Origin of the sequence: Sphaerothrix gracilis Ecp01, from assembly GCF_030405905.1 — a bacterium.
Taxonomy (GTDB): Bacteria; Cyanobacteriota; Cyanobacteriia; order Phormidesmidales; family Phormidesmidaceae; genus Sphaerothrix; species Sphaerothrix gracilis.
In genome coordinates, this window is record NZ_JASATW010000053.1 from 1 (window position 1) to 12369 (window position 12369).

At 51.2% G+C, this 12369-nt stretch carries 4 protein-coding genes and 2 pseudogenes; 5 read left to right on the forward strand and 1 reads right to left on the reverse strand.

Translation table 11 applies throughout. The features are described from left to right. Positions 1–238: 238 nt before the first annotated feature. Positions 239–682, reverse strand: a pseudogene (locus tag QJQ48_RS26845) (IS6 family transposase); the annotation flags it as partial. A 114-nt stretch (positions 683–796) separates the two neighbouring features. Here QJQ48_RS26845 and QJQ48_RS26850 point away from each other — a divergent pair. From QJQ48_RS26850 to QJQ48_RS26870, 5 genes and pseudogenes are all read left to right on the forward strand, one after another. Then, complete coding sequence (locus QJQ48_RS26850; RefSeq protein ID WP_346294307.1) at positions 797–1294, forward strand: hypothetical protein; 498 nt, start codon at positions 797–799, stop codon at positions 1292–1294. A gap of 36 nt (positions 1295–1330) precedes the next feature. Further along, on the forward strand, positions 1331–4093 hold the full coding sequence (locus QJQ48_RS26855) for an NACHT and WD repeat domain-containing protein (protein ID WP_346294308.1): 2763 nt from the start codon (positions 1331–1333) through the stop codon (positions 4091–4093). Positions 4094–4291: 198 nt separating this feature from the next. Next, positions 4292–5947, forward strand: a complete 1656-nt coding sequence (locus QJQ48_RS26860; RefSeq protein WP_346294309.1) for an IS1182 family transposase — start codon at positions 4292–4294, stop codon at positions 5945–5947. Between the two features lie 58 nt (positions 5948–6005). Continuing rightward, positions 6006–6467: pseudogene (locus QJQ48_RS26865) on the forward strand (IS1 family transposase); the annotation flags it as partial. A gap of 1160 nt (positions 6468–7627) precedes the next feature. Beyond that, positions 7628–12369 (forward strand): nSTAND1 domain-containing NTPase (locus tag QJQ48_RS26870; protein WP_346294310.1); only part of this gene is annotated, 4742 nt, incomplete at its 3' end.

A 12369-nucleotide genomic window follows, 5' to 3' on the forward strand; every position in this document is an offset into this window, starting at 1 on the left:
CTCCTCCAGCCAGACGCCAGCAGTGAGTCCCTACCAAAGTCTCAGCCTCCACCTCAAACGCCTGCGCCTCTCCCACATGCTCCAGCATTGGGAAACCCTCGAACATCAGGCCATGCAAGAACAGTGGTCTTACGCTCAATTCTTGCTAGCACTTTGCGAATTGGAGGTGGACCGACGCTGGAGGGTTGCGTTGCAAAAAGATCAAAAGAAGAGAAGATCCCTGTGGATCTAACTCTGGTTATGCAGCCACTCCGAAGATTTCGTGGATGAAAGAGATCTGTCCTATGACATCTCCTTTTTCCGCACCGTTGACCTGGCCCTTGCGAATCATGTTCATCGCCTCGTAACCCTTGAGTGTGCGTCTAGCAGTGTTGAATGACCCAAACCCCAGGCCAGGCTTGATACGTCGTTTGATAAACCGATGATCCTGCTCGACGATATTGTTCAAATACTTGACCTGCCTGGTTTCCGTCGTTTTAGGTAAGGCTTCATCTTGTTTCAACTCCTCGATCGCAGGGGGATAAGCGGCATTCTTATCGACGGTGATCACTCTGGGGTCTACGGTGTGGGGTGCGTTGAGTGCCTTTGTAAGAAAGCGTTTGGCAGCTTTGGCATCGCGCTTGGCACTGAGCATGAAGTCCAGCGTATTGCCTTCAGAATCCACCGCTCGATAGAGGTACTTCTAAACAAAGTGTTGCAGGACCTTCCATCAGTTGAATCAGTTCCTTCCGGCTAAGGATTGGGTGCCATAATCTGGGGAGAAACTTTCTTCTCATCTGTTATGGAACCTCTTACTGTGGCAGCTCTGGCGACTTTGCTGATCACTAACATGGTAGAAACACTAGGAGCATCCCTGGGCGAAAAGATCCCTGACCTGGGGGGCAAAGTTTGGGAGCAGGTGACCAAGCTAAAAGGATTGATGAAGGCCAAGTCGCCTGAAACAGTGGCTGTACTGGAGGCAGCTAAAAGCGCCCCAGTGCTAATAGACAGTCAGCCCGAGGTCTTTGGTTTGCCTGTTTTAACCGAGAAGGTGGAAGCCTTGGCCATAGCAGACCCTGACATCGCCGCCTTAATGGATGGGTTGGATGCCGAGGTGCGCCCTAAACTGCCTGTGGCCTTTCAGGAAAAGGTGGTGGAGCAGGTGTTGTTAAAAGGAATCAAAGGGAAATCCCTCAAAGCGACAGATCTGAGCCAGACAGCCGATGCATCTGCTACGAGGGTAAGTCAAGAAATGCTAGTCGAGGTCGAGATAGAAGGGGACATCACGGTGGACGGTGCTAATCAACAAGCTTAAGAACGCAGGCCCTAAAGACTCGCAAAAGCAGCTCCTATGAACGCATCGGACTCACACCAGCCTTCATCAAACCCGGCTCAAACGGCCTTTGAAAATGTCAAAGCAGGGCGCGATATCAAGGCTTATATCCGTCAGGAAAGCAACATCCGCATTGAAGAAAATGCTGTTGGGAGTGCCATTGTTTCCGGCGATCACAATACCATCTACGTCATTCATCAGACGACTGAGCATCAGCACGAGGCGAGGCGACCTGATGATACCGCTGTTTCCATTGGCCCTAATCCCTACAAAGGGCTCGCGGCCTTTAACGAGAACGATGCGGATCGCTACTTTGGCCGCGAAGGGCAAGTGCAGCGACTCTGGCAACGGTTTCAGGATTTAGTCGAGCAATCGGGCCGAGCTGACGCTGTGCCACGCTTCTTACCAATCTTAGGGCCATCCGGCTGTGGCAAATCATCCCTGGCACGGGCTGGGTTTATTCCGGAACTGTCGAGAAGACCTCTACCCGGTAAAGAACAGATGCGGGTGGCGGTGCTGGTGCCGGGAACGCATCCGGTGGAAGCCCTGGCGGGGGTACTGGCGAAAGTCGCGACCCAAGACCCGATGCCGGTCACCAAAACGCGAGAGTTTACCACGGAACTAAAGTTGCCAACTGCCGCTGGGCTTTACGACGGGATGCGGCGGATCGCCGATCTGATGCCCCAGATCAAAGACTCCCCGCTGGTGGTTCTGGTAGACCAATTTGAGGAGGTCTATTCCCTTTGCAAAGACCCGAACGAACGCCAAGCGTTTATTGAAAATCTGCTCTGTGCTGCCAGTGACCCGACTGGCAACCTGTCGGTGATGATCACTTTACGCAGTGACTTTTTAGGAGAAACCCAGCGTCACCCCATGCTCAATCAGGTGATTGGCTCAGACCAGAGCGTGATTGTGCCCGCGATGACGGAAGCCGAACTGCGCCGTGCCATTGCCGAACCCGCCAAGCAGGTCGGACATCCTCTGGATGAAGCGACAGTCGATCTGATGGTGAAGGATACCGAGGGGCGAGAAGGCGCACTGCCGCTGCTGCAATTTGCCCTGACGCGGATTTGGGGAGAGCTGGGTGAGGGTACCCCCCCGACCGAAACCTATCGGAAGATGGGGGGTGTGGGCGGTGCCCTGGCTGGGCAGGCTCAGGAAATCTATGACAAGCTGCCTGAGACCGAAAAAGACATTGCCCGACGAATCTTCATTGGACTGGTGCAGTTGGGCGAGGGGACTCGCGATACACGACGGCGAGCTGCAGTAGAGAACCTGATGGCCAATCAGGACAAACCAGAAACATGGCGGCAAGTGCTTGATCGCTTTTCTTCCCCAAGGGCAAGACTGATCACGCTGTCGAGTCAAGCCCACCAAGAAATCGCCGAAGTTACCCACGAAGCCCTGTTTGGGCATTGGCAACAATTGAACGATTGGCTCGATAGCAGTCGGGATGACATTCGTTTTGAACGACGCCTGGAGGCGGCTGCCCAGTATTGGCAAGACCAGAAACGACCCGCAGGTTTATTGTGGCAACGCCCCGATCTCGATTTACTGCGCGACTACCACAAACGGTTACGTCACCAGATGACAGCCCGACAGCTTGAGTTCTTGCAGGCAGCAGTTGGGAGAGAGACGCAGCAAAAGATGCTCTTAGGGGGAGTCGTTAGCGCATTAGCCGTCTTGGCGGCGGGTATGACTTGGTTTGGCATCCAGGCTCATCAATCTGAGCAGCGAGCCTTGGTTCGTCAGCTAGCTGCCCAGTCAGAACATTTAATGAACCAAACCAGTGCGACACGAAATGAAGCCGGTGCCCTCCTAGCAGTCAAATCCTTTGCCTCCCTAAAGACGTGGCAAGAAGAATCTAGAGATGTCAATCAAGCCTTGCGTCGTGCGCTGAACATGCCACTATCCCTCTTCACCCTCAACCACGATGACACGGTCAGTGCGGTGAGCTTTAGCGACGATGGCCAGCGGGTCGCCACTGCCAGTTGGGACCATACGGCGCGGGTGTGGGATGCACAAACCGGCGAGCCCCTCTTCACCCTCAACCATAATGACTCGGTCTTGGCAGTGAGCTTTAGCGACGATGGCCAGCGGGTCGCTACCGCGAGTAGGGACAAGACGGCGCGGGTGTGGGATGCACAAACCGGCGAGCCCCTCTTCACCCTCAACCACGATGACTGGGTCTTGGCGGTGAGCTTTAGCGACGATGGCCAGCGGGTCGCCACCGCGAGTAGGGACAAGACGTTGCGGGTACATTGGCTATGGTCCCGTGACTTGGCCGAGCAAGTCTGTCTGCGATTGATCCGCAATCTGACAGCCGCAGAATGGACAAACTATGTTCAGACCGATTTGACCAACTACAGCCTGACCTGTCCTCAGTTGCCGGTGCACTCCACCGTGATTGAGGCAGCTAAACAATCCGCTGAAACAGGCAAGGTTCAGGAAGCGACTGCACTCTTCCGCAGAATCCTTAAGCTGGCTCGTGATGCAGGTCAAACGGTAGATATTGACCCTTCAACTAAGAGTTTTGAGCAAGATCCCAAAGCCGTTGCTTTGAAGTTTTCAGCGGTGAGTGTGGTGAGAGAGGCTGAGAATCTGGCCCGAGAAGGCAAGCTCAGGCAGGCCATCTCTCGTTATCAAAAAGCGCTGTCCCTAAATTCTGAAACTGACCTCAATCCTGCTACTAAGGAGGTCATTGAGGACGATCCTGAAGCAGTCGCTAATGCGATCCATGATGCAGCTACGCAACCTACAGAAAGTGGGCAATCTGATTAATTGAGTTTTGGGTCTGATCTTAGCACTAGTACGAGACTGTACAGAATTTTGTGCTTAGCGGTCTATTGCGCGACAGTGAAGGTAGGTTCTTCCGAGCTTTTGATACTGGTGGCGAAATATTGCTTAACGATACCTGTGAGTCTGTAGCTAGAGATTGATAATGAGGGCAATCGTTGAGTGCATCAGGAAAAGGCAATAATGTCGCTACGCCCCCAAGCTGAGTATGTTGTACCGGTGGAAACGGCGAAGGTCGCCCATACCGTTTTTCCTCGAGGGAACCTCTGTCTGACGATGGCCGATACCTTGAGCGAGTTTATCAACGACGACACCTTCAGTGACTTGTTTGAAGTCAAGGGACAACCTGGTATCTCACCTTGGCGTTTGGCATTGGTCACTATCCTACAATTTGTTGAAGGCTTGAGTGACCGTCAGGCAGCCGATGCCGTGCGCAGCCGGATTGATTGGAAATACTTGCTGTGTCTAGAGCTGACCGATACAGGGTTCGACCATACTGTCCTCAGCGAGTTTCGTTGCCGGTTAGTAGAGGCCAATGCTGAGCGCCTTGTTTTTGACCAACTGCTACAGTTTTGTCAAGGCAAAGGCTGGCTAAAAGCTCGCTGTCGTCAGCGCACAGACGCAACTCATGTCTTAGCGGCTATTCGGGCAGTGACGCGCTTAGAATGCGCAGGAGAAACCCTGCGAGCCGCCCTCAACGCCCTAGCTGTCGCGGCTCCCGACTGGACGATAGCGCATAGCCAACCTGAGTGGGTAGAGCGCTACAGCGAGCGGATAGAAGATTATCATTTGCCTCAGTCTAAGGCCCAGCGAACTGCTCAAGCTGAAGTATATGGTCGAGATGGACTGACTTTGTTAACGGCTATTTTTGATGCTACCAGCCCCGCTTGGCTGCGTCAGATTCCAGCGATTGAGACCCTACGACGTGTCTGGATACAACAATATTATTGCGAGAATCACAACATTCGCTGGCGCACTCAAACCGAAGCGCCGCCTGCTTCTATCATGATTAGCTCGCCCTACGAACCAGATGCCCACTATGCCAAGAAACATACCACCTCCTGGGTGGGCTATAAAGTCCATGTCAGCGAAACCTGTGAGCCACAAGAATTGCATTTGATTACGAATGTAGAAACGTCTCCAGCGCCTGTCGCGGATGGGGATATGACTGAGTCGATTCACCAGTCTTTGGAAAACAACAATCTCCTACCCAACAAACATATTGTCGATACCGGTTATCTCGATGCCGAACTGTTAGTCACGACTGACGAGCGATATCAGGTAGATTTGCTAGGGCCGACGCGCATCAATCTTCACTGGCAGGCCAAGGCGAATCAGGGTTATGCTGCCGATGACTTCACGGTCGATTGGCAGCAGCAGAAAGTCATTTGCCCAGCCGGAAAATCCAGTGTTTCCTGGACACCTGCGATTGACGGTCGAGATAATGAAGTGATCAAAATCAAGTTTGCCGCCGCCGATTGTTCAATCTGTCCAAGTTTGCGCTTATGCACTCGCAGCGATCGCCCAAGGCGCTCGATTACCATTCGACCGGAAGCACAGTACAAAGCCTTGCAGAAAGCGAGGCAACGAGAGCCCACATCTGACTATCAGGCCGACTATGCGTTGCGCTCTGGGATTGAGGGAACGCTCTCTGAAGGGGTGCGAGCACATGGCTTCCGGCGGGCTCGCTACATTGGCTTAGCCAAAACCCACTTACAGCACCTGATGACAGCCGCAGCGATTAACTGTAAGCGCATTCACAACTGGCTGACGGGCGTGCCTCAAGCCGCTACTCGTACTTCACAGTTTGTAAGACTGATGGAGTCATCTGTAGGTTAAGCAATATTTCGCCACCAGTATCAAAAGCTCGCAAGAGCCTGATGTAATTGTCGCCTGACAGCTAATGGTACAGATGGATGAACTATGGTCGTTTGTCGATGACAAAGGCAACAAGCAGTGGGTTTGGCTAGCCATCGATGCAGAAACCCGTGAGATTATTGGTTGTCATGTGGGCGATCGCTCACGGGCATCGGCTGTGCAGTTATGGCAGTCGCTAGCGGCTGTTTACAGACAATGCGCCAAGGTTTACACAGACTATTGGGAAGCTTATGAAACGGTCATTCCGAGCAAGCGCCACTTCGCAGTTGGTAAAGAGAGTGGATTGACGAGCTATATTGAGCGGCTCAACAACACGCTGCGCCAGCGAGTAGCGCGATTAGTGAGAAAGACTTTGTCATTCTCCAAGAAGTTAGAGAACCATATTGGAGCAATCTGGATGTTTATTCACGAGTACAATCGCCTGATTAGGAAGCGACTGATGGCGTCTGGATATCCTGCTATTTCCTCTGTCCTTTACTAAAAGGCACTACCCACCCTCGCTTAGAAACCGAAACTCGCTACTACATAGCCTCGTTTGTTGAGTTTACAGAAGTATTTGCTCAACGAATTCGAGGCTATTGGGGCGTTGAAAATAAGGTTTATCATGTTCGCGATATCAACCAGGGAGAAAATACCTCTCGTATTCGTATGCATCAGCTACCACAAATCTTTGCAGTCGGCCGGAACTTTGCCCTAAATCTGTATCGGTCAAATGAATTTGACAATATGGCTCAAGCCGAGCGTTGCTTCAAATTCGGCCTAGACACAATCAAGCGCATTTTTAGAATGAAATAGCCCTGGTTTCAACTGGCTATAGAAGTGATTGAAGATGCCTCCAATCTCTTTAATCAGCACGGGATTTGAATTCTTCGCGAACGTTATGAATTGATTTTACTGCCCAAGCGTGCAACACCTGCAGTCAACGCAACTCTTTTCCTCTACTTAAAACAACAGCAGATGGATTTAGCAAAGGACCTCTGTAAAACTCACCAGGCTACAAGAAATTCTGAAAAGTCAATTTAAGATATGTTTTCGTATATTCTGGCCTGATGTCTTGCCATGTTGATCCTTTTACCACTCGGACATCTTTTACAATATCCATGGTTTTTTGACTCACCCTTTAAAGGATCTTGGCATTGCCAACTTCATTTTGAACGAATCATTGAGAAGGTGCGGGTACTAGGAATTTAAACCCAGGATTAAAACCAGTTCTAAACTTGCAAGTAATACTGAACTAAATAATAAGAAACCAAAACTTACTTGTGTTTTTTTAAAAATACCATTCGGAGAAACGATTACATTGGTTTCTACCTGTAGAATTAATTGAATATCGTCTGTGTTTTCAATTTATTCTCAGTCGCTCTCTCTGTACTCAAGGCTGTTCAAATATTTGTACTCCACTCTTGAGGGCAAGATTCATTGCATGCGGTCAGAGTGCAGCGAGTCCTCCAGTACATTCGTTGGCTAGATAGCACTTGCCGTCTTTAGTGTGTGCGGCAGAAGGGAGTAGACCTTGGATAAGATTCCAGCGGGCTTCTTCAATTTTGCGTTACTACCCATAACACCCAGAAGGTAGAACTCCTGCCTAGTCAGCGTCCTTAGTAACACTTGCTGGAATTTCGTTTCGGAAAGAGATTTACTATGGGTGATACCTTCCAGCCTCCTTTTAACCGTAGGCTTGCCATTGCGATCGGCATCGACCAGTACCACAATGGCATTGCCCAATTGCATACAGCAGCTAACGATGCCAAAGTCCTGGCCAGAATCTTAAGAACCGATTACGACTACCAGGTATGGGAGTTCATCGATACAGATGCCACCCAGGACCAGCTCAAAACCCTTTTCAAGTCGACCCTACCGAAAGAACTTTCCCCTACAGATCAGGATTGTCTGCTGATTTACTTTGCCGGCCATGGCATTGCTCGCAACAACGACAAAGACGGTCCAGTGGGGTATTTGATTCCCCAAGATGCAAGACCAGAAGACGAGTCTACGTTTTTGCCGATGCAAGTAGTTATTCAAGCGTTGGATGCGCTTGAGTGTCGTCACATGCTATTGATTGCCGACTGTTGTTTTGCCGGGGCCTTTCGTTGGGCCAGTTCGCGAGATATTGTCATTGCACCTGGCACGGTCCACAAGCAACGATACGACCGATTCGTGAATTCTGCTGCTTGGCAGGTGCTGACCTCTGCCGCCTATGACCAGAAGGCCATTGACCTGGTGCGGGATAACCGATCTGTCGTCAATGCTGAGGGCTTTCATTCTCCCTTTGCCGAGGCGTTGCTAGCAGCCCTGGGCGGCGCAGGAGACCTCAATGGTGACCAACTGGTGACAGCAACGGAGCTGTACCTCTATTTGCGTGACTGCGTAGAAAAGGGCTCTGACAATGAACAGACTCCTGGCATCTGGCCACTACCAAAGCATGAATATGGGGAGTACCTATTCCTCAGCAAGGCGTTTGACCGGGCCACGCTAGAAGAAGCCCCTCCTCTGGATGAAGCCAATAACCCCTACCGGGGGTTAAACGCCTATGAGGCTCGCCATACCCACCTGTTCTTTGGGCGGGATGCGCTGATTAAAACCCTGTACCAGGACCATGTGGCTCATCATCCGCTGACCGTTGTGCTGGGGGCTTCTGGCACGGGCAAGTCAAGCCTGGTCAAAGCTGGGCTGGTGCCGTATTTACAGAATCATGAGGCGTTGATTAAGCGCAAGGCGTTTAAGAAACTTGAAAATCGCGCTCAGGAAGACTGGCAGATATTGCCCGCCCTGCGACCGGGGAACGAGCCCCTGCGATCGCTGGCTGAGGCGATCATGCCAATCTGCACAGAAACCCCTTCACCAGAGGCGGTAGCCGCAGTTGAGGCTTTCGACAGTGCCCGCGAAGATTTATCTGAAGAATTTCGCCAGGGGTGGCAAAACCAGACCACTCCCCAAGCCAGGCTGTCGCTGGTGCTGGAATGGAACAAGGTAATCGAAGACCGATTGTGGCCCAATGGTTTAGCCAGAGGACAAGATTACGACCAGTTTCAGCAGCTACAACACTTGGCTATTGGGTACCTAAAACATTTACGGGGCACGCTCAAGAAAGGGTTTAAGTACTTGCTAAAGCTGGTGGCAGACTGGTTTGCGGCCTACCCCGACAGCAAGTTTTTGCTGATTGTCGACCAGGCCGAGGAACTGGTCACCCAGACTCAAAACGAAACCGAACGGCAGCAGTTTTTGGCCTACCTGGATGAAGCCCTGCGGGCCTTTCCCAACCGCCTGCGCTGTGTTATGACCCTGCGCTTAGATCTGGAAGACCTGGTGCGGCAGCAGATGCCCCAGCGGTTAGAAGCCCTGTGGTCTCGGGCTCAGTTTGTGGTGTCGCCCATGTCCCATGGGGAGCTGCAGGAAGCGATCGAAGGCCCAGCGGCAGAGAAGGTGCTGTATTTCGAAGAGGGCCTGGTGGAGGCGATCATTCAAGATGTGATGCTCATGCCGGGGGCGCTGGCGCTGCTGTCGTTTACGCTGAGTGAGCTGTACCAGAAATGTTTTGAGCGGTTTCAGCGGGGCGAACCAGACCGGCAGCTGACAAAGGCAGATTATCAAGCCCTGGGCGGGGTGATTGGTGCTTTGCGGCAGCGGGCAAATGAGGAGTATCGGGCCTTTGACCGGCTGGAGCAGCAAACGCTTAAGAAGATCATGCTGCGTATGGTAGCGGCAGAGGGGGGAGAACTGGCCCGACGGCGAGTGCCGCGTACGGAGCTGATTTATGCCGATGAGGAGGAAAATCAGCACGTTACAAAAATTCTGAAGCAGCTGGTGGATCAGCGGTTGCTGGTTACGGGCAAGTCTGCGGAGGGAGAGTATGTAGAACCGGCCCATGATGCGCTGGTGCGGAGCTGGGAGAAGATTTCTGAATGGCTAAATGAAACAACTCGAGTAATTCCGCAACCTACTCGCTGGAAAAGGTTGCAAGATATGTTTGGCGGATTCGGTCGTCAAGGAGATAAACGGGATGCGGCGGTAGAAGTGCAGCAGAAGTTTAATTTGCCCCTGCAGCGGGAGGTGAATGAAGCGGCGGAACGATGGTTGCCATTTAAAGGGGCTAAAGAAGGCTGGGATCTACTCTGGACAAGAGACCCTCGTTTAGACCAGTTGAAGCAGGTTCACGAGCAAGGACGGAGAGAAGATAACTGGCTGAATCAACGGGAGGGAGATTTTGTAGAGAGTAGCCTGCAGCGTAAAGAAACTTTAGCACGCCGCTTTCGACAGGTTACTGCTACAGGGGTTTTAGGGGTAATCACTGCGGCTGGGGTAATAGCGATTTTAGGTATACGGGCTACGGTTCAAGCTAGGGCGGCGCAAAGGCAAACGGTCAGAACCCTGAATCAAGCTGCTTCAACTCATTTAGCATCGAATAATTATTTTGATGCTTTATTAGAGGCAACGAGAGCGGGTAGTCTCCTTCAGCAGCATGATTATCTGTCAAATGACTCTGCCCTAGTCGACCAAACTTGGTATAGTCTGTACCCTGCCAAGAAAAGTGTGAATCCATTTAACCACAGAGTAAATTTGACCTATCGATTAGAAGGATCCTCGCAATTTACTTTTGGTCCGTATGGTCAATACCTGGCCTCCGGGGGAGAGGATGGTCAGGTGAAACTATGGAATTTGAAAGGGGTTCTGATCCCCCTCCATGACAGTCAGCATGAGAACGGCGAGGTTCGTCAACTGCAATTTAGCGTAGACGGCCAGTACCTAGCCTCGGGAGGGGAGGTTGGTGAGGTGAAACTATGGCAGATCGACGACCCGGAGAATCCCATCCCCCTTCAAAACAGTCGGTATCAGAACGGCGGAGTCGAACAGCTGCAATTTAGCGCAGATAGTCAATACCTAGCCTCGGGAGGGGAGGTTGGTGAGGTGAAACTATGGCAGATCGACGACCCGGAGAATCCCATCCCCCTTCAAAACAGTCGGTATCAGAACGGCGGAGTCGAACAGCTGCAATTTAGCGCAGATAGTCAATACCTAGCCTCGATAGGATCGTATGGCCAGGTGAAACTGTGGCGGATCAATGATTCTGAAAATTTCATTCTCCTCCATGAGAGTCAGCATGAGAGCGGACGGGTCACTCATCTGCAATTTAGTGCAGATGGTCAATACCTAGCCTTGGGAGATCAGTTTGGTTTAGTGAAATTGTGGCACGTTGACGATCCTAAGAATCCTATCCCCCTTCAAGATAGTCAACATGAGAGCGGTGGCAATGTTCGTCATCTTCAATTTAGTATGGATGGTCAGTACTTGGCCTCGGGAACATGGGGTGACGATCAGGTAAAATTATGGCGGATTGACGATCCTGAAAATCCCATTCTCCTTCATGATGGTCGGCATGAGAAAGGCGCAGTCTATCAGCTGAATTTTAGTTTGGATAGTCAGTACCTGGCCTCGGGGGGAATCGATGGTCAGGTGAAACTATGGCGGATCGACGACCCCAAGAATCCCATCCTCCTTCAAGACAGTAAGCATGAGAAGGGACGAGTCACTCAGCTGCAATTTAGTGCAGATGGTCAATTCATAGCCTCAGGGGGAGATGATGGTCAGGTAAAACTATGGCGGATTGACGACCCTGAGAATCTCATCCTCCTTCAGGACAGTAAGCATGAGAACAGCGTGGTTCGTGAACTTCGATTTAGTCTGGATAGTCAATACCTAGCCTCGGGAGGAGACGATGGTCAAGTAAAACTATGGCGAATTGATGCCCCTGAGAATCCTATCCCTCTTCAAGACAGCTGGTATCAGAACGGCGGTGTCGAACAGTTGAAATTTAGTGCAGATGGTCAATACTTCGCTTCAAGGGGACGGGTAGGTCAGGTAAAACTATGGCGGATCAACGGTACTGAGAATTCTTTGCCCATTCAAGACAGTCAGCATGGAAACAGCATTGTCGAACAGTTGCAACTAAGCGCGGATGGTCAGTACCTAGCCTTGGGAAGCGATGGTCAGGTAAAACTATGGCAGATCGACGACCTCGAGAATCTCATTTCTCTCCACAATAGTCGGTATGGAAATAGCAATGTATTTCAGCTGCTATTTAGTGCGAATGGTCAATACTTGGCCTCGGGGGGGACGGATGGTCAGGTGAAATTATGGCGAATTAGCGACCCTGAAAATCTTATTCCCCTACATGATAGTCGGCATGAGAACGCCATAGTTTATCAGTTGCAACTTAGTGCAGATGGACAATACTTGGCCTCGGGGGGAACAGATAGTCAGGTGAAACTATGGCGGACTAACGACCCTGAAAATCTTATTCTTCTTCCTGATAATCAGTATGAAAATGGCTGGGTTACTCAGCTGCAATTGAGTGCGGATGGTCAATATCTAGCTTCAATGGGTGG